22 protein-coding genes are annotated in these 21,648 nt (G+C 58.7%); 12 read left to right on the top strand and 10 right to left on the bottom strand.

Annotation, left to right across the window (positions count from 1 at the left end):
* The first annotated feature begins 69 nt into the window (after window positions 1-69).
* A complete protein-coding gene (locus MHY08_RS05265) occupies window positions 70-924 on the top strand; it encodes a LysR family transcriptional regulator (protein WP_239235684.1) in 855 nt (284 codons plus the stop codon).
* A gap of 43 nt (window positions 925-967) precedes the next feature.
* Here the strand turns inward: MHY08_RS05265 and MHY08_RS05260 are convergent, their stop codons facing one another.
* Window positions 968-1,570 (bottom strand): superoxide dismutase, encoded by a 603-nt coding sequence (locus tag MHY08_RS05260; protein ID WP_005325362.1) that lies wholly within the window; start codon window positions 1,568-1,570, stop codon window positions 968-970.
* 164 nt (window positions 1,571-1,734) lie between these two features.
* Between MHY08_RS05260 and msrA the strand changes: the two genes are divergently transcribed.
* The gene (gene msrA / locus MHY08_RS05255) at window positions 1,735-2,382 is read left to right on the top strand and encodes a peptide-methionine (S)-S-oxide reductase MsrA (protein WP_239235681.1); all 648 of its coding nucleotides are present in this window, start codon (window positions 1,735-1,737) and stop codon (window positions 2,380-2,382) included.
* On the opposite strand, the gene MHY08_RS05250 is transcribed toward msrA, so the two are convergent.
* Complete coding sequence (locus tag MHY08_RS05250) at window positions 2,379-4,121, bottom strand: alpha/beta-hydrolase family protein (protein ID WP_239235679.1); 1,743 nt, start codon at window positions 4,119-4,121, stop codon at window positions 2,379-2,381. The genes msrA and MHY08_RS05250 overlap by 4 nt on opposite strands.
* Window positions 4,122-4,208: 87 nt before the next feature.
* Between MHY08_RS05250 and MHY08_RS05245 the strand changes: the two genes are divergently transcribed.
* The 3 genes from MHY08_RS05245 to MHY08_RS05235 are packed head-to-tail and all read left to right on the top strand — an operon-like array spanning window position 4,209 to window position 6,801.
* The gene (locus MHY08_RS05245) at window positions 4,209-5,156 is read left to right on the top strand and encodes an L-lactate dehydrogenase (protein ID WP_150850386.1); all 948 of its coding nucleotides are present in this window, start codon (window positions 4,209-4,211) and stop codon (window positions 5,154-5,156) included.
* Window positions 5,156-5,860 (top strand): glycerophosphodiester phosphodiesterase family protein, encoded by a 705-nt coding sequence (locus MHY08_RS05240; RefSeq protein WP_239235676.1) that lies wholly within the window; start codon window positions 5,156-5,158, stop codon window positions 5,858-5,860. Before MHY08_RS05245 ends, MHY08_RS05240 begins: the two co-directional genes overlap by 1 nt.
* Before the next feature lie 20 nt (window positions 5,861-5,880).
* A complete protein-coding gene (locus MHY08_RS05235; RefSeq protein ID WP_239235674.1) occupies window positions 5,881-6,801 on the top strand; it encodes a DUF5926 family protein in 921 nt (306 codons plus the stop codon).
* A gap of 38 nt (window positions 6,802-6,839) precedes the next feature.
* On the opposite strand, the gene MHY08_RS05230 is transcribed toward MHY08_RS05235, so the two are convergent.
* Window positions 6,840-6,995, bottom strand: a complete 156-nt coding sequence (locus MHY08_RS05230; RefSeq protein WP_239235672.1) for an IS3 family transposase — start codon at window positions 6,993-6,995, stop codon at window positions 6,840-6,842.
* A 324-nt stretch (window positions 6,996-7,319) separates the two neighbouring features.
* Between MHY08_RS05230 and MHY08_RS11755 the strand changes: the two genes are divergently transcribed.
* From MHY08_RS11755 to MHY08_RS11745, 3 genes are all read left to right on the top strand, one after another.
* Window positions 7,320-7,553, top strand: coding sequence for a transposase (locus MHY08_RS11755; RefSeq protein WP_370658786.1), 234 nt, complete (start codon window positions 7,320-7,322; stop codon window positions 7,551-7,553).
* Between the two features lie 193 nt (window positions 7,554-7,746).
* Window positions 7,747-7,935 carry a transposase gene (locus MHY08_RS11750; protein WP_367398048.1) on the top strand — a complete coding sequence of 63 codons (189 nt, stop codon included), beginning with the start codon at window positions 7,747-7,749 and terminating at the stop codon, window positions 7,933-7,935.
* Between the two features lie 110 nt (window positions 7,936-8,045).
* Window positions 8,046-8,498, top strand: a complete 453-nt coding sequence (locus MHY08_RS11745) for a DDE-type integrase/transposase/recombinase (protein ID WP_367398049.1) — start codon at window positions 8,046-8,048, stop codon at window positions 8,496-8,498.
* Window positions 8,499-9,052: 554 nt separating this feature from the next.
* Here MHY08_RS11745 and MHY08_RS05220 read toward each other — a convergent pair.
* The 4 genes from MHY08_RS05220 to MHY08_RS05200 form a co-directional block, all read right to left on the bottom strand.
* Window positions 9,053-10,429 carry a hypothetical protein gene (locus tag MHY08_RS05220; RefSeq protein ID WP_239235670.1) on the bottom strand — a complete coding sequence of 459 codons (1,377 nt, stop codon included), beginning with the start codon at window positions 10,427-10,429 and terminating at the stop codon, window positions 9,053-9,055.
* Between the two features lie 1,041 nt (window positions 10,430-11,470).
* Entirely contained in the window at window positions 11,471-12,715 is a 1,245-nt protein-coding gene (locus tag MHY08_RS05210) for an LCP family protein (protein WP_239235668.1), read from the bottom strand.
* Between the two features lie 63 nt (window positions 12,716-12,778).
* Window positions 12,779-13,477, bottom strand: a complete 699-nt coding sequence (locus tag MHY08_RS05205; protein WP_239235666.1) for a CPBP family intramembrane glutamic endopeptidase — start codon at window positions 13,475-13,477, stop codon at window positions 12,779-12,781.
* Entirely contained in the window at window positions 13,474-14,610 is a 1,137-nt protein-coding gene (locus MHY08_RS05200; protein WP_239228397.1) for an amidase, read from the bottom strand. Before MHY08_RS05200 ends, MHY08_RS05205 begins: the two co-directional genes overlap by 4 nt.
* A gap of 33 nt (window positions 14,611-14,643) precedes the next feature.
* Here MHY08_RS05200 and pheA point away from each other — a divergent pair, with 33 nt between their 5' ends.
* A complete protein-coding gene (pheA, locus tag MHY08_RS05195; RefSeq protein WP_239235663.1) occupies window positions 14,644-15,540 on the top strand; it encodes a prephenate dehydratase in 897 nt (298 codons plus the stop codon).
* Window positions 15,541-15,549: 9 nt separating this feature from the next.
* On the top strand, window positions 15,550-16,203 hold the full coding sequence (locus tag MHY08_RS05190; RefSeq protein ID WP_239228399.1) for a histidine phosphatase family protein: 654 nt from the start codon (window positions 15,550-15,552) through the stop codon (window positions 16,201-16,203).
* Here the strand turns inward: MHY08_RS05190 and MHY08_RS05185 are convergent.
* From MHY08_RS05185 to MHY08_RS05175, 3 genes are read right to left on the bottom strand one after another with little or no spacing between them, the layout of a single operon-like run.
* Window positions 16,200-16,547, bottom strand: coding sequence for a metallopeptidase family protein (locus MHY08_RS05185; protein WP_049377520.1), 348 nt, complete (start codon window positions 16,545-16,547; stop codon window positions 16,200-16,202). The genes MHY08_RS05190 and MHY08_RS05185 overlap by 4 nt on opposite strands.
* On the bottom strand, window positions 16,547-17,620 hold the full coding sequence (locus MHY08_RS05180; RefSeq protein ID WP_239228400.1) for a septum formation family protein: 1,074 nt from the start codon (window positions 17,618-17,620) through the stop codon (window positions 16,547-16,549). Before MHY08_RS05180 ends, MHY08_RS05185 begins: the two co-directional genes overlap by 1 nt.
* A gap of 36 nt (window positions 17,621-17,656) precedes the next feature.
* Entirely contained in the window at window positions 17,657-18,406 is a 750-nt protein-coding gene (locus MHY08_RS05175; protein WP_005325388.1) for a GntR family transcriptional regulator, read from the bottom strand.
* 65 nt (window positions 18,407-18,471) lie between these two features.
* Between MHY08_RS05175 and serS the strand changes: the two genes are divergently transcribed.
* Complete coding sequence (serS, locus tag MHY08_RS05170) at window positions 18,472-19,728, top strand: serine--tRNA ligase (RefSeq protein ID WP_150850412.1); 1,257 nt, start codon at window positions 18,472-18,474, stop codon at window positions 19,726-19,728.
* A 23-nt stretch (window positions 19,729-19,751) separates the two neighbouring features.
* Complete coding sequence (locus tag MHY08_RS05165) at window positions 19,752-21,365, top strand: 1-acyl-sn-glycerol-3-phosphate acyltransferase (RefSeq protein WP_239235661.1); 1,614 nt, start codon at window positions 19,752-19,754, stop codon at window positions 21,363-21,365.
* The last annotated feature ends 283 nt before the right edge of the window (window positions 21,366-21,648 follow it).

The raw sequence follows: 21,648 nt of genomic DNA, 5'->3' as shown, positions 1-21,648 counted from the left end.
CATTTAGCCTGCCCGGCCGTGCTGCATGTGTAAAATGTGGAAAATTACACTAATCGATGCGGAGTATGCATGAATGTGGAGGATGTTCGCGGCTTCCTCGCCGTGGTGGATCATGGCCGCGTGGGCGCTGCGGCCGATGAACTGGGGATCTCCCAATCCGCGCTGACCCGCCGCGTACGGCGCGTAGAAGCTAGTCTCGGCGCCCGTCTTTTCGAGCGCACTGGGCGCACCCTGCATGTGAACTCGCGCGGGAGGGCCTTCGCTGTGGCCGGGCGGGACATGCTCCGCGCCTACCAAATAGGGCGGGACGATGTTGCTCGCCTCATGGATCCAGAACGCGGCACCGTGCGCCTAGATTTCATGCACTCGCTGGGCACCTGGCTGGTTCCGGACCTGCTCAAGAGCTATCGCGCGCAGCACCCGCACGTGGATATTCGCCTGCATCAAGGCGCGGCGCAGGAGCTGGTGAGCAGGGTGGAAAACGGCGAATCCGACCTTGCCCTCGTGGGCCCGCGGCCTGATGCAGCCCTGGGCTGGCACCAGATAAAGGTGCAGCGACTAGGCCTTGCGGTGCCGGAAGGCCACTGGGCAGCGAATCGGCGGGAGGTGAAACTAGCGGAATTCGCTGCAGAACCCTTCATCGGCATGCTGCCGGGCTATGGCACGCGCATGCTTCTCGATGCCCTCGCGGACGACGCCGGCTTTAGCCCCCACCTCGTCTTCGAGTCAATGGAGCTTACTACCGTTGCGGGGCTGGTAGCGGCAGGACTCGGGGTGGCGCTCTTGCCGCTGGATGATCCCTATCTGCAGGTGGGGAGCCTGATCCCCCTCACGCCGCCAGCGTACCGCGAGCTCGGTTTGGTGTGGCGCGCCGGGGATGATGCACCCCCAGTGCAGCAATTCCGGGAATTTATCCGGGCATAGAAAAAGCCGCCCCCGGAGGGGCGGCCGAAGTAACTAAAAGGAGTTACTTGGTGGCTGCAGCGAAACGCTCAGCAACGTCATCCCAGTTGAAGACGTTCCATACGGCCTTAACGTAGTCAGCCTTAACGTTCTTGTACTGCAGGTAGAAAGCGTGCTCCCACATATCCAGCATCAGCAGCGGGGTGAAGTTGATGGAGGTATTACCCTGCTGGTCAGTCAGCTGCTCGATGATGAGGCGGCCAGCAATGTGGTCGTAGCCCAGAACTGCCCAGCCAGAGCCCTGCAGGGAGGTAGCAGCAGCGGAGAAGTGAGCCTTGAACTTCTCAAAGGAGCCGAAGTCGCGGTTGATGGCCTCTGCCAGCTCGCCGGTAGGCTCGCCGCCACCGTTCGGGGACAGGTTCTTCCAGAAGATGGAGTGGTTGGTGTGGCCACCCAGGTTAAATGCCAAGTTCTTGGAGAGGGCGCGGATGCGATCCGGGTTAGCCTCACCGTTGCGCTCTTCCTCGAGTGCCTCGAGTGCAGCGTTAGCGCCAGCAACGTAGGTTGCGTGGTGCTTATCGTGGTGGAGCTCCATGATCTCTGCGGAGATGTGTGGCTCCAGTGCGTCGAATGCGTATGGGAGGTCAGGAAGTTCGTAAACAGCCATTTGTTAAATCCTTTCTTCGGGTACGTGTCCCGATGATAGGCACGGTTGAAAGATTTCGCCATGATTAATTCGAAATGTGGAACTAGCGCGAATATTAACTGGCCGCGGAATAGCTTTTCGCAGTACAACGTTGGGAAGAAGGAATAAGGAAGGAGCTATACCTCATGTGGATGTTTAAGCCGGAGCCCAAACTTGTTGCTGCAGACGAGGCTCTGCCGGGTCGATCCGAGCCAATCCTAGACCCCGCCCCGCACGCCGTTCTAGGAACACCGATTACCGGACCGTGGAAGGACGGGCAGCGCTCCATTCTCATTGCGTTGGGATGTTTCTGGGGCGCGGAGAAGATGTTTTGGGAGACCGAAGGCGTGGAATCCACCTCGGTGGGCTATGCGGGCGGTACCACCCCGAATCCCACGTATTACGAGGTCTGCCGTGGGTTGACCAACCATGCCGAGGCGGTGGAGGTGGTCTATGACCCGCAGCGCATCAGCCTGCGCGATCTTGTCGTACAAGCCCTAGAAGCGCACGATCCCACGCAGGGCTTCCGCCAGGGCAACGATGTAGGAACGCAATACCGCTCAGCTTTCTACCCACGCACGGAGGAAGAGCGGGCAGAAATCCAGGGCATCGTGGATTCCTATGCAGAGAAGCTCAAGGAATTCGGATTCGGGGATACCACCACGGAGGTCAAGCTCCTTTCCGAAACTGATTCTGGGGAGTACTACCTGGCTGAGGATGATCATCAGCAGTACCTATATAAGGTTCCTAATGGGTACTGCCCGCACCACAGTACTGGGGTGAAATGCGACTAAGCGTCGCGCCGGATAAAGCGGGCAATCTTCTTGGCCAACTTCGGCGTGAGCGATTGGCGGGATTGGGATCCTAAGACCTCATCCCAATACCAGAGCATTTCCTCAAAATAGTTGTGTCCGTGCCCGCCAGGGACGTTGAGGGAATTGATCTGGTCCAAGCCAATTTGCCACCAGGTAATAAAAGGCACCCAGTGTAGCTGCCGGAAGGTATCCGCGTGCAGCGCTTCCGGCTGCGGCTCATGGATCCAGGTGGGCCTGCGCACGAGGAGGTTGAGATCCCACCACACGATGGCGTCGGAAGCATGCTGGGCAATGAGCATGCGGGGGCGGCGCCAGGTATGGGCGTAGTCATTGCCAAAGGCATCGTGCAGCGTATGGTCAGGAGCCGCCGCGTAGCGCACATGCTTGCCGCCATCGATAACGGGCAGGCGTTCTAGGGAACCAATATCCCGGCGCAGGCGCTGAGTAAAGTGCGTCATGCGCGGAGGCCCAGAAAAGACCGCGCCATTGCACGCGGACAGTAGGTCCTCCACATTATGGTAGTTATCCATAATGGCGTAGGCGCCAAGCGATTCACCTGCGAAATAAAGCTGCGGACGGTTTTCTTCCGGCAATCGATCTATTTCTTCTTGTATCACCCGAATCAATTCACGAGCCGCCTGCTTCGGCGCGTTCTTATCCACGAGGTAGGAAAAAACCGAAGGCAGGTAGGAATACTGCATGGTGACGGTGACGCAATCACCACCGGTCAAAAACTCATAGGAGCACGCACCCCAGTTATTAATCCATCCCGAGCCGGCGGGCATTTGGATGACGATAGTTTCGCGCCGCAGGGCACCGGTGCGTTCGAGTTCGGCGCGGATCTTCTCCGCGGATTGCCGGAAGGAGCGCCCTGGTATGTATCCGGCGTAGATACGGATGGGTTCCTTTGCGTCGGTTCCCGTCACTGTGCGGATATCGCGGGCGCGGGGTCCGTTGGAGACAAAGCGGCGTCCCTGTTGTCCCAATGCCGACCACGGCTCGAGAGACCATGGGCTGCCGGAGCGCTCCGGCTCCCAGGGCATAGAAGTGCCGGGGAAAATCTGCTTATTTAACCGCTGCGCTTGGTGCGATAGCGAGCGCAGCCAGCGTCGAAAGACCACGCGATCAGAAAGCGCAAACGCCGTGAGGCTCAGTCCCGCGGTAACCACCGGCCACGCAATGAGTGTCGGCACCCAGCGGCCTAGCTGGCGTGACAGTTTGGTGACGGCAAGCTGCGTGGCCTCCCCGATGAGTAGGAGCGTGCCGTAGCCTGCGGTGCCTGCGGCCAAGCCGATGGCCGCCGTTACGGGCCCGCGCACGAGCTGCTTATTGACCAACTCCGCCTGCTTTTTCTGGTTGCGCAGCGAAAGCACGGCATTAAATGCAGTCCCGGCGCCAATAGCAAGGTGCACAATTTGTCGATGCTGTGGGCCGAGGCGGTCCTGCGGGCGCTTGCCAATGCTATTGAGCACGAAGCTTGTCGACGCCGCACCTAGATGCCCAATGCCTTGCCCGATTGCCACGTTGGCGGCGGTCACCCACCACGGACGGGGCAGTAAGGAAGGCGAAACAGCAGCCCACGTCGCTAATTCCGCACCCAAAATTCCAGCCGACATATTGGGCGGTAAGGTTTGCCGGCTGGTCATACGGACGATGGGCGTGAGATCCGCGGCTACGCCAAGAGCGATTAGTGCAGCGCGGCGGAGAGCGCGTTTCATAATGCCCGATTGTCCCAGATTTCGGTGGGAATTTCAGAGTGAGATCTAGCCCGTGCAAAGATCCCCAAATAGTTGCACAATGGGGTCATGGCAAATCATGTAGGAAACAAGGTAGTTCTCATCGGCGCCGGCGACGTAGGAGTCGCCTACGCCTTCGCTCTCATCAACCAAAGCATCGTTGACCACCTGGCAATCATCGACATCGATGAAAAGAAGCTAGAAGGCAACGTCATGGACCTCAACCACGGTGTTGTCTGGGCCCCTACCCGCACCCGCGTCACCAAGGGCACCTACGCTGATTGCGCAGACGCCGATATGGTCGTCATCTGCGCCGGTGCCGCACAGAAGCCGGGCGAGACCCGCCTGGACCTGGTGGGCAAGAACGTCAAGATCATGAACAGCATCGTCTCTGACGTCATGGCGAATGACTTTGATGGCATCTTCCTGGTTGCCTCCAACCCAGTGGATATCCTGACCTACGCCGTATGGAAGGCTTCCGGCCTGGACCACAAGCGCGTCATCGGCTCGGGCACCGTGCTGGACTCCGCTCGTTTCCGCTACATGCTGGGCGAGCTGGAAGATGTTGCACCGAAGTCCGTACACGCCTACATCGTGGGCGAGCACGGCGATTCCGAGCTGCCGGCCGTCTCCACCGCGAATATCGCTGGTGTCCCGATGTCCAAGAAGCTGGACTCGGATCCGGAGTATGCAGAGCGCATCGAGAAGATCTTCGAAGATACCCGTGATGCCGCCTACTCCATCATTGACGCTAAGGGCTCTACTTCCTTTGGCATCGGCATGGGCCTGGCCCGCATCACCGCCGCCGTCATCCAGAACCAGGACGTGGCACTGCCAGTATCTGCTTACCTGCAGGGTGAGTACGGTGTAGAGGATCTCTACATCGGCACCGCTGCCGTCATCAACCGTTCCGGCATCGTGCGCGCGATTGAGCTGCAGCTCAATGAGCACGAAAAGGAGCGTTTCGATGCTTCTGCCAAGACCCTGAATGACATCAAGGAAGAGTTCTTCGGCTAGTGAAGATTGTCGCTCATAGGGGATACTCCGGGAAATATCCGGAGTTATCCCCTCTAGCTTTTGAAAAAGCCCTAGATTTGCCAATTCACGGCGTCGAGTGCGATGTGCGCTTGACGCGCGATGGAAAAGTAGTGGTTCAGCACGATCCCACGTTGGACCGCACCGCGGGGCGCCCCGGCCGCATTTCCAAGATGGACTGGGAAGAATTGCGAGGCGTTGACATCGGTTCTGGCCAGCGCATGATGCTTCTCGACGAACTCTTGGAACTGCTCGAGGGCACACCGCACCACCTTTATATCGAGACTAAGCACCCCTCCGGGCAGGGCGACATCCTGGAGGAGCAAACGGTGCTGCGCCTGCGTTATGCGGGGCTTTTCGACGACCCCCGGATCCACGTCATTTCCTTCTCTCACCATGCCATTCGCCGCATGCAGAATTTGGCGCCGCACATGGACCGGATCTATCTCCGCCGCGATTGGGAGCGCCACGTCAACCGTCCCGATGTCATGCTGTCCAAGCCCACCGCGCTCGGCGTATCGTTGCTGCGCGCGAAGCTGCAGCCGGCAATTATCGGCACGCAGGGATTGCCTACCTACCTGTGGACCGTAGACAAGCCGGAGGATATGAAGTGGGCGTGGGCCAACGGGGTAGATATGCTCGCCACCAATCAGCCCGAAGTGGCCCTGCATGCCATTGAGCTCTAGTAAGCAGGTATCTTGGAGGCATGGCCAAGAAGAAAAAGAACAAGGAACAGCTGCCTGAGGGCATGTCCCGCCGCCAGGCAAAGCTCGCTGCCCGCGCCAAGGAGCGCGCCGCCCTGGAAAAGGATCCCCGCCCCTACGGCGGACTTGCTGCGGAGGCCTCCCTGGTCGCCATGCAGGAGTTCGTCCCCTCCGCTTTTGCCAAGCTTGATGTCAAAGGCTGCGATAAGAACGTGTATGTAGCCACCGTCCTGCCGGGTGCTTCTGCCGCGCTTATTCGGGACACCGAATTTGGCGGCGATGCCTTCGTAGGCCTGCAGGTGCAGTCCCACACCCACAACCCAGGCCGCGACCTCGCCTTTGCCCTTAACTGGGTGAAGAATAACGAGCCGGGCGCCACCCTGGAATCCACCGCGGCCGACGGCTCGGAGCCGAAGCTGGAGGAGCTTATCGATTCCTCTGCAACCCTCGATGTGCAGGTTCACCAGGACTTCGAATGGTGGATTCCGGAGGGAGCACAGGTCACCCCGCAGATTGCGCAGTCGCTACGCGCAGCAAATGATTCCGTTATCGAGTCTCACCAGGTAGGTGAGCACATCACTGGTGCAGCCTTCTGGGCAAATGCCGGTGGCGGCAAGGCCCACATCCGTTGGGTCCGCCCGAATGACGATGAATCCGCGTTCCTGAACGCGCTGGCGCGCGTCGCCGCCCGCGGCGAGCTGAACTTGGGCGAGGGCACCAAGTTCGCCGGTGTTTTCCGCACCCACGGTCTCATCGCTCCGGTCTTCGACTTGGATCCAGAGGTTGACCACGCTTCTTATGAGGACCACCTCACCCGCGTGGACAAGGCCTTGGAGGAAGAAATCTCTAATGATGCCCAGCTGAGCGCCGATGAGCGCAAGCAGCTAGAAAACATCAAGTCCCGCCAGGTGACTTTGCGTTAAAGACATAAATTGGCCCCTCCTGTTGGACTGGTTTAATTCTAGGTGGTTAGGGGTTTAAGGGCCTGGTTCCGATAGTGCATCTGGGCCAGGCCCTTTAGTCGTTGTCGGATGCGTGCGGTGTAGTACCACTGGGTGTAGTCTTCGATATCTGGGGTGAATCCCTCGACGTTGTTAGAGGCTACTCCGTGGTACATCTCGGTTTTACGTGGCCGCAGAAATTCTCCATTGCTGCATTGTCGTAACAGTTGGCTGAAGCATCCTGGGCTTAGGTTCCCCTATTTTTCGACCCTGTGTTAATGGGCTGGATTAGTACCTGGTTTTTTCTTTTTGTGGGCTGGCGCAGTCGAATGCTTCAAGAAGCTGCCTGGTGCTCCATCAATGCGCCCTCTGCAAGATGACAAGTTCGGCTTTTCCGAGCGACGTCTACGGATCTCGAGAGTGGGTGAGGGGCCTGACCCCCATTTGGTGGGCACCTGATATCCAGCCCAGTCGAGCTGGGAAAAAGGTAATCTACCACCATGTCCAGGTGCTCCGAAGAGTTCAAGCGCGATGCCGTGGCCCTCTATGAGAACAACAAGGACCTCTCGCTGAACTCAGCATCAGCAGAGCTCGGCATCAACCGTGCCTCGCTGCATTCATGGGTCAAAAAGAACGGCACCGGTAAACGTGCCCGCATAAAAGCCGTACACGATCAAGCCCAAGCGGCGAATGATTCTGCGCGAATCCGCCAGTGTGACAAAGGAAGTCTCTAAGCTGCGCGAAGAACGAGACATCCTGCGTAGGGCCGCGAAAAATTTTGCTTAAAGAGACTCACTGGTGATCCGCTTCCAGTTTGTCTATGACCACCGAACCGAGTACTCGGCTTACACGGATGTGCCACGTTTTAAAGCTGAATCGTTCCTCATTCTATAAATGGGTCAGCACCCGTAAAAGCACAGGTTAAAGATGCATTCTGACGGTCTTATTGGGGTAAAAATTAGTTCCATCTTTAATGACGAGCATGGTCTTTATGGTGCTGAACGTATCGCTGCAAGGCTCAACGACGATACGGACCTGGCTCCGATCAACCATAAGAAGGTCGCACGAATCATGAAAGCCATGGGACTAAAAGGTTTTAGCAAACGGCGTCGATGAATCACCACCCGGCGCAAGCCTGGTCACCGTGTCATGCCAGATCTAGTGGGCCGTACATTCACCGCTGATACGCCGAACCGTGTTTATGTCGGCGATATTACCTACCTGCCGTGCAGGGGAGGCAAAACATGTATTTGGCTACAGTCATTGACACCTATTCGCGTAAACTTGCAGGTTATGCACTCGCGAACCACATGCGAGGCTCACTGGTCATCGATGTCCTAGCCCACGCACACGGTGTGCGTGGCAGTCTTGATGAGGCTGTTTTCCACTCCGATCGCGGCAGTGCGTACACCTCACAAGCGTTTAGAAACTACTGCTTGTCGCTGGGTGGACGCCAATCCATGGGCGCGGTAAACGCCCTAGCGAAATCGTTTAACGCTACCTTAAAGCGGGAAGTTTTGCGTGATCGGAAAGTCTTTAAGGATCCGATCGCCTGCCGTCAGGATGTCTTCCGGTGGTGCATGCGCTACAACACGCGCAGACGACACTCCTGGTGCAATATTGTGGCTCCTGATGTTTTTGAAGCCGAGACTTCAGCTACACTGGCTAAAGACGCATAGTTAACCCCCGATGTGTCCACTTTCCGAGGGTCGGCCCCATCCTCTCCTACGGACACAAGATCCGTACTAATAGGGTGTCCACTAAACGAGGGTAATCTTAACTTTCCGGGGCAGGCCCAATCAGCTACCAAATAGTGGGGAGCAGTTCACCCGCGAGATTGACATACTATTTAGGAACGCTGCTACACATTTAAGGGTAATCCTCAAAAGCACAACAAATGAGGCCTCAAACCGTGTTGATTTGTACTAGCTCCGTAGTGGAAATGTTGGTGGCAGAATCTGCGGCGACCACGGAGTTGTTACACGGTATTTTTGATTTCACGCGCTGTGTCAGGTAGATCGATTTTCCCTTCTTGTTCAAGCATCAAAAGAGACCCTCAAAGCTTTGCGAACACCTCAATTCCTCCGTCACAGAAACGAAATGTAGAAGACCCGGTAAACTCACATCATGGACCTTCTGTGCTGGAGGAAGCAAAGCTCAAACAGTAGAGAAAACGACAACATCCTTGTCTGGCATAGTTTCCCAGACAAGGATGTTAAGAGCTGCGGCAACCTTATTTACTGCTAACGAGAGCCTCACTCAATACAGACGGAATTTGAGGATTTAGCCTGGGCTCTCCAACCTTCGGAAGCTCCTCCACTACCGGCGGACGGCGCAATTCATTTCCTACGATGGAGGACAACGTCTGGGCCATATTACGCGTTGACCTATCTGCCCAAAGGGTGCCGAGGTTCTTGTTGATCGGCACACCCAAAACTCGTTGGAATTTTTCAAATGCTTCTTCGCGTGCTTGGTCGTTTCGCTGCTGGAATTCCACCTTGCGTTGTTCTGCACGCTGCTGCCAAGCCTCAATCGCGGCCTGGTTCTGCTGCTCGACTTCACGTCGATCCTGCCGCATTTTACGCCTAAGAAATGCGATGATAAAGGGGAGAATAATAGCGACGAGAAACGCCAAACCGAGGACCTTCATTATAACGTTGGTGCCGTTATTCACAGATTGGTCGGATTGGTTTTCCATGTCGCGGGCGGCTTGCAGCACGCTCGTTCTTGTCGAGCAGTATCGCTCCACACCGGCGGCGTCTTGAGGGAATGCTGCCAGATCAAGTTCGACTCCCTTTGAGGAAGCTCGGTCTAAGTCTTCTTGCATGGTCTCGGCCGTACAGCCCTCATCTAGCAGCATTTGAGCTTCAGCTGCATCATAAAAATCAGGAATTAGATTTTCCTGATTCTCCACAAACTCGGGATATTCTTCGGCTAGTGCATCAAATCGACTCTTCATATCGCCCTCGAGCCCAACCTGTGCAACGGTTCCACCAATTCCGATGATAACTGGGAGAAGAATTGTAGCCAAGATCATGATCACCACAGACGGGCCGAGAATCATAACGTATCCTGCGAACCCATCTGGGATCCTTTGCCGTGGCAACTCCTTGTCTACCGGTGGCTCCTCCAGCTCAGGGGGATCAATGAACACACCTGTTTTAAGGGCATCAGACCGCCAATGCTGCTCCTTCCATTGCGGAAATTCCCGGACAACATCTACCATTCTTGCCGACACTACGCGTAGCCATGCATTGGATAGGTTCTCGAATTTTTCAATATACTTCTTTGCTTGCGGCCTATAGTTGTAGTAATATTCCCGACCCACACCATCGCGCCATTGAGCAAAGTTAATATGTTTGAGATCTTCAAGTTGCTCCTCAGTTTTTTGTGCGAAAGAATTGATTGACTCATCAATCGTCCGCAGTTCACCCACAATCCGCCGAGTCTGCTCTCGCTGGACCTCAATAGACTCCTCCAGCAGACTGTGCGTAGTCTGCTGGTCACGGTGGTTCAGTGCAGCGGCGGATGCCGAAATAGCATTTCCGACACGTGTTGCACGAAGTTGTTTCTCCGCAGTGTTCTTGAGTTGATTAACGCTTGTCGTCATGTCGCTATACCGACGCGACATCTGACTTCTTGTTACCATGTGTTTCCATTCCTTTTGGGCAGCTCGCATACGCACTCGACGCAATGAATTACCACACACCTGTCGTAAGCACGCCTGATTCATTCTAGACGTGTAGTCAAGCCTGAAAGGGAATTAACTGAAATGTCCCAGGATTTGTTCCGTCTGAGCAGATGGGAAAATCCGGAAAATGACGAGCAAATTTGACCAAGATACCAAGGACCGTGTGGTCCGTCTCGGGGAAGATCGCATCGTGGCGGAAAAATGTCGATGCACCCCGCGTGCCAGGCTGTACCCCGATAGCCGGGGTTTCATGGCACATGGCTTGTCAATGGACTTTGGCAGACCCGCCGTGCGGGAAAACCCCAGAACCTGTGCCTGAAGATTTGGCCGCCGAAGACGCGCGGCTACGCCGTAAAATTCAAGAGCTACGCGACACTAATGAGCTGTTGAAGGCTGCCTCGGCTTTTTCACGTCGGAACCAGGCCCAAAACGTTAAGAAATGATCCGGTTCATCGATGAATACCGGAATCGTTTCACTGCCCGAGTTCATGTGTAAGACGTTTAAGAATAACCGGGCTGGTGGGTTTATCACCTCGCGTGGTTATGGCCAGTCCAAGGCCCGTGGATTAAGTGCTCGTCGCCTTCGTGATGCTGTTCTGGTTCAACGCATTAGTGCTGTTCATCGGGATAATTGCGGTGTCTACGGTGCGTGGAAAAGCATACTCTCCGCCGTGACGGAATTGCATTGATATCGGACGTGAACAATCCACCCGGCTGATGCGCCTGGCCGGTGTTTCTGGCACAGGCAAAGGCGGATCACCTATCACAACCCGAAAAGCTAACATACCTGATCTGCGCCCGGACTTAGTCGAGCGTGAATTCAAAGCTCAGAGCCCGAACAAGCTGTGGGTGGCCGACATTAAGTACGTGTGCACGAAGAAAGGCTTTGTGTACGCCGCGTTTGTCACCGACGTTTACTCCCACGGATCGTTGGGCCGGGCCCGGGCCATGTGTTAATCCCTATTTGAGAGAATCCCACAACCCGGCGGCTGCTTCATCGTCCCAGAGGACGACGTTTCCTACCTCGGTGTCTTGGAAACCGCCGATGGGGACGGTTTCAGTGTCTACACCGGAGCCCATGGCTAGTGCCACGCGGGCGAGGTGCCAGACATGGTCGCCCTCGTCCACGATGAACGAGGAGGCGGTGTGGTTGACCAAGGAGAAGGCACGGAATGGGTTAATCAGGGTGGCCGGGGAAGCAACCTTATCCAGCAATGCGGAGAAGAATTCGCGCTGTCGCTGCACGCGGTCAAGGTCACCCATGGCGGTGGCGCGGGTGCGCACGTACCCGAGGGCGTCGCGGCCCTTGAGCTTCTGGCAGCCACCTTGGAGATCAATGCCGGCCAGCGGGTCATTGATGGGTTCCTTCACGCATACGTCTACGCCGCCGACGGAGTCGACCACATTGGCTAGGCCGCCCATGCCGATCTCGGCGTAGTGGTCGATGCGCAGACCGGTCGTGCCCTCGACGGTTTGGGAAAGGAGCTGCGGTCCACCGTAGGTAAAGGCAGCATTGATCTTGTCCATGCCAAAACCGGGGACTTCCACGTAGCTATCGCGTGGGATGGAAACGAGCTTCGCCTTGCCGGTGCGTGGGATGTGCAGCAGCATGATGGTATCGGTGCGGCCCTCGCCCACATCACCACCGGTGCCCAGTTCAGCCTGCTGTTCCTCGCTGAGGCCTTGGCGGGAGTCAGAACCGACGAGCAACCAATTGGTGCCGGCGGTATTAGACACTTGTTCTTCTGGCAGCGCCTCCACGCGGGTGAGGCGGGCATCGGTCCAGAACATGAAGACGAGGTTGAATACCAGCAGGACAACGAGCGCCAAGCCAACGCAGCCGAGGGCACGCTTGGCCGGATTGACCTTTTTGCGCCGGCTATGCGGGCGCTGCCGGGGCGCCGGGCGCGGTTCGGTGCGACGAGGCGGGCGCTGCTGTGCGCGGTACTGGCTGGGGTAGCGGCTCGGTGTTGGCGGCGGAGTGCGACGCGGGGGCTGTTGCTGCCGCTGTGGTTGCGGAGCGCGGAAGGATTGTTGCTCGGATTCCACGCGCCGCGGCGCCGGGCGGGCGGAGGAACGGCGTCGAATGGGGCGGCCGTATCGATCCTTGAGGGGACGTCCATCGGCCCCAAGGACGAATTCAGTGGAGGCATCGTCGCCGGCGCGGCGGGCCTCCCTATGCGGATCTCGTCCTGATTCAGTCATGCGCTATACCTTACAAGGAGCAGGGAGCAACGCCTGCTTCGCGACGTCCCCCTAAGGGCATTTTCACAGGAAGGAATAACCCACGAAAGCGACGGCGTCGATAAGAAAGTGCGCTATGACCAAAGGCCATACCCGCCCCGTGCGGTGGTAGTAGTAGCCGTAGAATAAACCCATGATGATATTGCCAAAGCCAGCGGAAACTCCCTGGTAGAGGTGATAAGAACCGCGCAGGATGGAGCTTGCGGCCAGCGTGGCTGGCAGCGACCAGCGGGCCTGGCGCAAACGCGTCATCAGCCACATCACCACCACGGTTTCCTCCGCGAAGGCGTTGGCGCCGGCCTTGAGGAGGGAAACGGGGATTTCCACCCAAGCATTGGCGAAGTCGCCGGGGATGACCTCCTTGCTCCACCCCAAGTGCACCGCCGCGACATACAGGGTGAGCCCCGGGATGCCAATGAGGGCGGCAAGCCCTCCGCCTTCGAGCCAGTCGCGGGCGCGGTGGGCACGGGGCACAAAGCGGTCCTTGGCCAGCAGGAAAAGCGCTAAGGCTCCATAGGAAAAGAGCACGGCGGCCGAGCACAGCTGCAGTCCCATATCCACCCAAGCAAGGGAGGATTGGCTGGAATTGAGGGTGACCGATTGCTCGTCGAGCCGCTGCGGCGCGGCCAGGGAATTGATGAGGTTTAACACCGCCCGCACCCCGGAAATGCCAAAGGTGAGGGTGAGGACGATGAGCAGCTCGGCGCGTAGGGACTTGGTCATGGGTGGAGGATGTGGGCGAGGCCGAGCAGGGCGGCGTCGGAAAGCGTAATGCCTCCCAGGTGCACGCCCACCGGCGGGTGATTGGGAACGGCCCATGGCACGGAAATGGCTGGCAGGCGGGCCATGTTGAAGAGGGAACCCCACGGAGACCACCGGGTCTGGGCCGCGAAATTCTCCGCATGGGGCAGGGACAGGAAAGAACCAATACGCGGCGGGTCTGTGGTCAGCATTGGGGTGAGGATGGCATCGACGCCCCATTCTTGGGCCAGCAAGTCGGGCAGCTGCCGGACATGGGCCCGCGCCGCGGCCAGCTCAGCGGAGCTTACGCGCCGGCCCTGCTGAGCAATCCACTCGGCGTAGCCTGCCGCCGGGTTGAGCCCCGCCAAACGGGAGGTAAAGGTCGTGCGGAAATGCGCAAAGGTGGCCCGGGCCTGCGGATACGGGGAAATAGGCACCACGGTGAAGCCGGCAGCCTGTAGGCGTTGGGCGGCCTCGCGGGCGGCGCGCAGGTGGTGGGCATCGACGTTGGCATCGCAAAACAGCGGCTCCACCAGCAGGCCGATGCGGGCGCGCGGGGTGATCATGCGGTGGCCATGCAGAAAGGCATTATCGGCCACTGTACGGGTAATAAAGCCTTGCACACCCATTTCATCACCTGCCGGTTTGAAGCCCACCACGCCGCAGGCCGCGGCCGGCACTCGGATGGAGCCGCCGCCATCGCTGGCGTGCGCCGCGCGCAGCAACCCCCGCGCGACCTGTACCGCCGCACCGCCCGAGGAACCACCCGGGGTGCAGCCGGGATAGAGGGGATTATCGGGATGGGGCAGGCCTACTGGTTCCGTATCTACGCGCAGACCCAACTCCGGGGTGGAGGATTTGCCGATGATGCGCGCACCTTGCTTCTCCAAGGCCTCGATAAAGGCATCGCTGCGCTCGGGGTAGTAAGTGCGATCGACATTTCCCAAGGTAGTAGGCATGCCGCGGACATCGCAGAGATCCTTGGCGGAAAGAACCCAGCCGCTCAGCCGGCCTCGGCCGGAGGGCTCGCGGTCCACATCCAGGTAGGTGAAACCGTGCTCCTCGGGGGTAAGGCCGTGCAGATCCGCGCGGAGTTGTTCTACGGAAAAGTCCATGGGGCACCAGTCTAGTGGGCTAAGGTGACGTGCATGACTACCACCATCGCCTTCCTGGGGCCAGCCGGAACCTTTACGGAAGCGGCCGTGCATAAGTTTGCCGCGCACCTGCCGCAGGCAGAGACCATGCCGGTTAGCTCGCCTTCGGAGGCCGTGGCCGCCGTGCGCGCCGGGCACGCCGAGTACGCCTGCGTAGCCATTGAAAATTCCGTCGATGGCGCTGTGACCACCACCTTTGATGCGCTGGTTGAAGCCGAACCCGTGCAGATTTACCGCGAGGTGGATATCCCCGTGGCCTTTAGCATCATGACCCGGCAAGGCGCGGGCGACATTGCGCGGCTGAGCACCCACCCGGTGGCATTCCAGCAAATCCGCGGCTGGGTGAAGGACAATTTGCCGGAGGTAGAGTTCGTGCCGGCCAGTTCCAATGCCGCCGCGGCCGAGGCTGTAGCCCGTGGGGAAGCGGATGCGGCCGCAGCGCCGGCGCGGGCCGCCGAGATCTTTGGGCTGGAGACCATCGCCCAGGACGTGGCAGATGTTGAGGGCGCCGCAACGCGCTTCGTCCTGGTGGGACGTCCGGGAAAACCCACGGCAAGAACTGGCCAGGACCGCACCAGCGTCATCTTCACCTTGCCAAATGAACCGGGCAGCCTGGTGGGGGCGTTGCAGGACTTTGCGCACCGTGGGGTGGACCTGTCCCGGATTGAGTCGCGGCCGACGCGGGAGGCCTTTGGTACGTACCGCTTCTACGTGGACCTCATCGGGCACATTGACGATCAACCGGTGGCAGAGGCGCTGCGGGCCTTGTGGTTGCGGGCAGAGGACTTGCTTTTCCTCGGCTCCTGGCCGGCGGCAACGCCCGCGGGAAAGCCACCGCGCGATCTGGCAGCGGCGGATGATTGGGTAGCGCGGGCACGCAGGGGCCAATAATCTAGAAGCATGCCCGGAAGAATTATCCTGCTGCGCCACGGCCAGACCTATTCCAATATTTCCCGCTTCCTCGATACCCGTCCGCCCGGGGCAGAACTTACCGAGCGCGGGCGCGACCAAGCCACGGAGGTAGGCCAGGAGCTAGCGCAGTTGGTGGGCGAGCGCGAAGTGGAATTTAAATGCTCCATTGCGCTGCGCGCTCAGCAGACCGCGATGCTGGCGGCACGCGCCTTTGAGCAGGAGCGCGGCATGCCGGAATTTTCCCAGCGCGTTGACGTAGTTGCCGGCGTGCACGAAATTTTCGCCGGTGACTGGGAGATGGACGGTAGCGAGGATGCCCATAGGTCGCACATGGTGGCCATGCGTGGCTGGTGCGATGGCGAGCGCGGCGCCGGGATGGAAGGCGGCGAGACCTTGGATGATGTGCTGGCGCGCTACCAGCCGGTGCTGGAGGGCATTGCGGAGCAGCTTGCCGACGACCAGGATGTCATCCTTGTCAGCCACGGCGCCGCCATCCGCGTGGTCACCAAACATGCCACGGGCGTTGACTCCGACTTTGCCTATACCGGCTACCTGGCCAATTGCCGCTTTATGGTGATGGAACCGCGCGGCAAGGACTTTGGTGAGTGGACGTTAACCCGGTGGGCGGATACGGAGCTCTAGCCCCAGCCCAAGCGGTGCAGTTCCTCTTCCTCGAGGCCAAAGTAATGGCCGAGTTCGTGGAATACGGTGACCTTGACCTGCTCTGCTAATTCTTCCTCGCTGCCGGACCAGCGCTGCAGCGTGTTGCGGTAAATGAAGATCGCATCGGGCAGGAAACCGGTGTGATCGAAGGTGCGGTGAGGCAGTGCCACACCCTCGTAGAGTCCTAGCAACATAGGGTTATCGGGATTTTCATCTTCGACCAAGATGACGAGGTTGCGCATGCGGCGCACGAATTCCTCGGGGACTTGATCGAGCGCCTCGTTGACCATCTCATCGAAGCGCTCTTCCGATACCTCCACCATTAGGGCGCTGGGGCCGGTGCGGGGGCGGCGGACTCGGGTGCCGGATTATTGTCCTTGCTCTCACGCAGTGGATTGCGCTCAGGGCGTTCCTCCGGCGGTTGGCCGTCGATAGTCAGCGCCTGGCGGCCACCGGTAGCGGAACCGGTGATGGCAGAGAAACCGCCGCCTTCGCGGGCGTGCACAAGGGAGCAATTGACGGACTTGGTGCCGCCGTTCCACGAGGCCTCGGTGATAGAGCCCCAGAATGGTTGCAGCGTGGACTGGTAGAGCTGTTCCTCGCCGCCAAGGTAGTCCTCGGTGGCGGCGGTACACGTATCGGATAGGAACTTGTCCATATCCTTGCCGTCCGGGTAACCGTCAGGGAACTGCTTGCCCACATCGATGACGGAAACGGTCTCCATTTGGTGGGGCTTGGCGCAGTCGACGACGTGCGGAACCTGCTTGTCATCGATGGCCAAGCATTCGCCCGGCTTGGCGAGGTTAGCCTGCTCGGAGGCCTCGACGTTGCCGCCAGTAAGCTGCGGTACGCCGTGATCATCGGTGGTTTGCAGGCCGCACAGCAAGGTGCGGTCGCCGCGATCCCAGGCGGACTGCGGCGGCAGAATGGACGCTACGTCGTACTTGCCATTCGGATCCCACTTACCGTGCAGATAGCCCACAGTGGCGGATTCGCACAGCTCATCGCGCAATTGGTGTTGGCGAGTAAGCGCTGGGCGGTTGGCATCAGGGCCGAATTCGCTGGTGGGGTAGACGCTGAGGTCTTCGGTCTTGGAAACCTCGAAGCGGTGCTGATCGGAGCACGGTACTTCCTTGAACCCGGTGGCGGAGCCATCCTGGGCGATGTCCCACGTCAAGCAAGCGCCGGCGGCCGCAGCGGTGAAGGGCTCCGGTTTAGGAGCGGCGGTTTCTGAAGTATCCCCGCTATTGTGCTGCTGGGCAGCGGTAGTGTCTTCGCCGCCCGATTTGTGGGAGCTGATAACGCCATAGATGCCCATGAAAACGGCCGCCGCGATTGCCGCAATCAAGACAATCTGGACGGCCACAGCGGAACGCCACGCAGGTGATTTCTTCATAAGGCCTTTAATCTTACCTTTTAAGCAGGGTGCTGGCTAGATACTGTTCTCCCTAGCCACCCGGGTAGTCAGCCGGTAGCGGTCGGTGCGGTAGACCGAGGAACACCACTCCACCGGCCTATCGCCCGAGCGGGAGTAGCGCACGATGTGTAGCAGTGGGGTGCCCACGGGGACGTCGAGAAGCGGGGCAGTGTCCGCATCGGCGGAAATCGCCGAGACCGTTTGATCCGCATCGGTAATGGGGACGTTAAAGACGGAGTCGAGGATGGCGTAGACCGAATTGTAGGTGTCATTTTCTAGCAGGCTGGGCGCATACGTGGAGTTATACCAGCCGTCATCAATGGAGTAGGGCTCGCCATCGCCCAAGCGCAGGCGGCGCAGGTGAATATGTTCGGTTTGGGCAGGAGTATCAAAAAAGAGGGCGGCATCCTCCGGGGCGCTGCTGCGTCCGCTGGTAAGGATTTTGGAGGAGGCGGTGACGTCTTGTGCGCCCATCTCGTCCGAGAATGAGGCCAGGTGGAGCCGGGAGACAAGGGGATTGGGCGCTACGAAGGTGCCCTTACCGCGGACGCGGCGCAATTTTCCGGCCGCGACAAGATCCCCGATGGCGCGGCGGACCGTGATTCGTGACACGCCATAGGTTTCTTCAAGAAGCCTCTCGCCGGGCAGGATATCGCCGGGTTTGAGGGTCGTGCGGCACAATTCTTCGAGGATATCGTGCAATTGGGTGTGTTTTGGAACGGGACCGTCCGTAATTGTGCGGGCGGGGAGCTGAACGGCGGACATAAAGCCATCATAATTCGCTGGTTATTACCACCGCAAGGTGTTGCCAATACGCTAAACTTACATTCGTGATTGATCTCAAGCTACTCCGCGAAAACCCCGACGTTGTCCGTGCTTCCCAGGTGAACCGAGGTGAGGATCCCTCCCTCGTAGACCAGCTTTTGGAAGCTGATGAGCAGCGCCGCGCTGCTATCCAAAAGGCCGACGAACTGCGCTCCGAGCAGAAGGCTTTTGGCAAGAAGATTGGCCAAGCCTCCCCGGAGGAGCGTCCGGCACTGCTGGAGGGCTCTAATGAGCTGAAGGCCAAGGTCAAGGAGGCGGAAGAGGCACAGTCTGCCGCTGAAGCCAAGGTGGAAGAGCTGCAGTACAAGCTCGATAACGTGGTCGAAGGTGCCCCGGCCGGCGGTGAAGATGACTTCGTAGTGGTCGAAGAAGTCGGCCAGATTCCTGAGTTCGACTTCGAGCCAAAGGATCACCTTGAGTTGGGTGAGTCCCTCGGCCTTATCGACGTCAAGCGTGGCGCCAAGGTAGGCGGCGCTCGTTTCTACTACCTCACTGGCGATGGCGCCTTCCTGCAGCTGGGAATGCTGATGCTCGCGGCGCAGAAGGCGCGCGAAGCTGGCTTCAAGCTGATGATCCCTCCAGTTCTGGTTCGCCCAGACATTATGTCCGGCACCGGTTTCTTGGGCCAGCACTCCGATGAGATTTACTACCTGCCGGCCGACGATATGTACCTGGTCGGTACCTCTGAGGTGGCCCTTGCTGGTTACCACAAGGATGAGATCATCGACCTCTCCAATGGCCCGCTGCAGTATGCCGGCTGGTCCTCCTGCTTCCGCCGTGAGGCTGGCTCCCACGGTAAGGACACTCGCGGCATCCTGCGCGTCCACCAATTCGACAAGCTGGAGATGTTTGTCTACTGCAAGCCGGAGGACGCGGAAGAAATGCACCAGCGCCTTCTGTCCATGGAAAAGGACATGCTTGCAGCCATGGAACTGCCTTACCGCACCATCGACATTGCCGGTGGCGACCTCGGTTCTTCGGCGGCCCGCAAGTTCGACAATGAGGCTTGGGTTCCTACCCAAGGCACCTACCGTGAGCTGACCTCCACCTCGAACTGCACCACCTTCCAGGCTCGCCGCCTGTCCACCCGCTACCGCGACGAGAACGGCAAGACCCAGACCGCAGCTACCCTGAACGGCACGCTGGCGACTACCCGCTGGCTCGTTGCCATTTTGGAAAACCACCAGCAGGCCGACGGCTCCGTCGTTGTCCCTGAGGCCCTGCGCCCGTTCGTGGGCAAGGATGTCCTGACCCCGCAGTAAGTCCGCCGTCGTCCTGGAGAGTTATGAACGCTGCGACGAATTTCCTGTACCGCCAGATCGCCCACATTGGCAGGGGGGTGACTCTGGCACAGGGATTAAAAATGCGCCTTTCGGGGGAAGAAAATATCCCCGATAAGGGCGGCGCGGTGTTGGTCTGCAACCACACCGGCTACATGGATTTCCTCTTCGGCGCCTTTTTGGCCTATCGCAAGAAGCGTCTGGTGCGCTTCTTGGCTAAGGCTGGAATCTTCAAAGCACCGGTGGCGGGTCCGTTGTTGAAGGCCATGCATCACGTGCCAGTTGACCGTATAGATGGCAGCGCCTCCTTCCGCCAAGCGGTACAGCTGGCCAAGGACGGCGAACTCGTGGGCGTGTTTTCTGAAGGCACAATTTCCCGCAGCTTTGAAATCCGCAGCATGAAAAGTGGCGCCTCCCGCATTGCCTATGAGGCGGGGGTGCCGGTAGTCCCACAGGTCATTTTTGGTTCGCAGCGCCTGTGGACCAAGGGACACAAAAAGAACCTGGGACGGACCAAGACCCCTGTCTTTATTACCGCCCTCGAACCGTACTATCCCACCGGCGATGCGGAGGCTGATACCGCGGAGATTCGACGCCGCATGCAAGAGGCATTGGAAGGGCTATGGGAACAGTACGAAGCCGAATTTGGACCCATGCCTGCCGGTGAATACTGGGTGCCCGCCCGTAAAGGTGGAGGGGCTCCTACCCTTGAAGAGGCAGAAGCTCGAGATGCTGAAGTAGAAACCGAGCGCCACCGCGTACGCCGGTTGCGCGACGATCTAGTGGGCCTCAAAGAACGCGTCTCGGTTACTACGGTTGACTTGGTGCGCAACCACATGGCCGCCGCCAAGGGAGCGGACGGGGAGGAGCCAAAGAATAAGGCGCGGACCGCCCCGGAGACCCTGGAGTGGATCAAGAACAACCTCAACGCCGTGGTAGAAGAGGCAACCCGCGGCTTGGATGAAGGTCGCGATAAGGTCGCGGATATCATGGCGCAGCTGAAGTCGGATGTGGCGCAAACCCAAGCGTCCATCACGGCCAGCAGTAAGGAGATATGGGCTGGTTCCGTAGCGGAGCAGGGCCTGTTGGCGGCAGCCACCCAATCCCGGCTTATCGTTTCGCGCTTGCCACACCGCATGAAGGCGCAATTTTCTTCCATCCCCCGCGTGGTAGTGGCGCAGAGCAGCGCGCTGAATTGGGAAGATGGCGCGCTAACTCCGCGATTGCACAAGGCTTTGGCAGATATCTACCCGGCGGCCGAAGTCCTGATCGTGATATCACCCGCCGGTGAAGTGGAAGTTCCGCAAGCCGTGTGGAGCGTTGTCGTTGATGAGGACGCTGTGCAGCCGCGACTCGATACCGATGCACTGTCCGTCACTGCCGCGACTGCGGTACAAGGCGTGGAGCGCATCCTCGAGGATCTGAAAGCTAAGCCGGAGGAGGCCCTGGTTTTTGCTAACGAGCCAGGAGATGAGGATTTCCTAGACCGGATGCCGGTGGTGGCGTTGGAAACTGCCCCTATTGAGGTGGTCAAAGGCGCTCAGGCGGTCACTTATTCTGCCGAGAAAGCCGGAATGTCCGAAGTGCTTGAAGCAATGGCGCGGTTAGCGCAGAAATAGCGAAGGATTTTCGTCCGCTTTGCACCCCCGCGAGGGGGTGGTTTTTCTTTTTGAATGTCTAAGTATTTTAAGAAAACTGACTGCTTACGGGCCTGAAACTTACGTGTGAGTAACCACATGTGTAACTCGCGTCCGTGACTCCTAACATAGATTTCAGGAGATAAAGTCTCTGCAGCCGCGGTGTGATACTTTCCACCGAAACCACAATTCACTGCTTTTGGCTGTGCTTTTGCCATCTCATTCATGGATTTATGGCGCAGGCACATGCAAGCACCAAGGAAGG

The sequence above is a fragment of the Corynebacterium sp. ACRPJ genome (genome assembly GCF_022347345.1).
In the GTDB taxonomy this organism is placed as follows: Bacteria; Actinomycetota; Actinomycetes; order Mycobacteriales; family Mycobacteriaceae; genus Corynebacterium; species Corynebacterium tuberculostearicum_D.
Note: the sequence above shows the minus strand (reverse complement) of the source record. Positions and strands in the feature narration are given on the sequence as shown.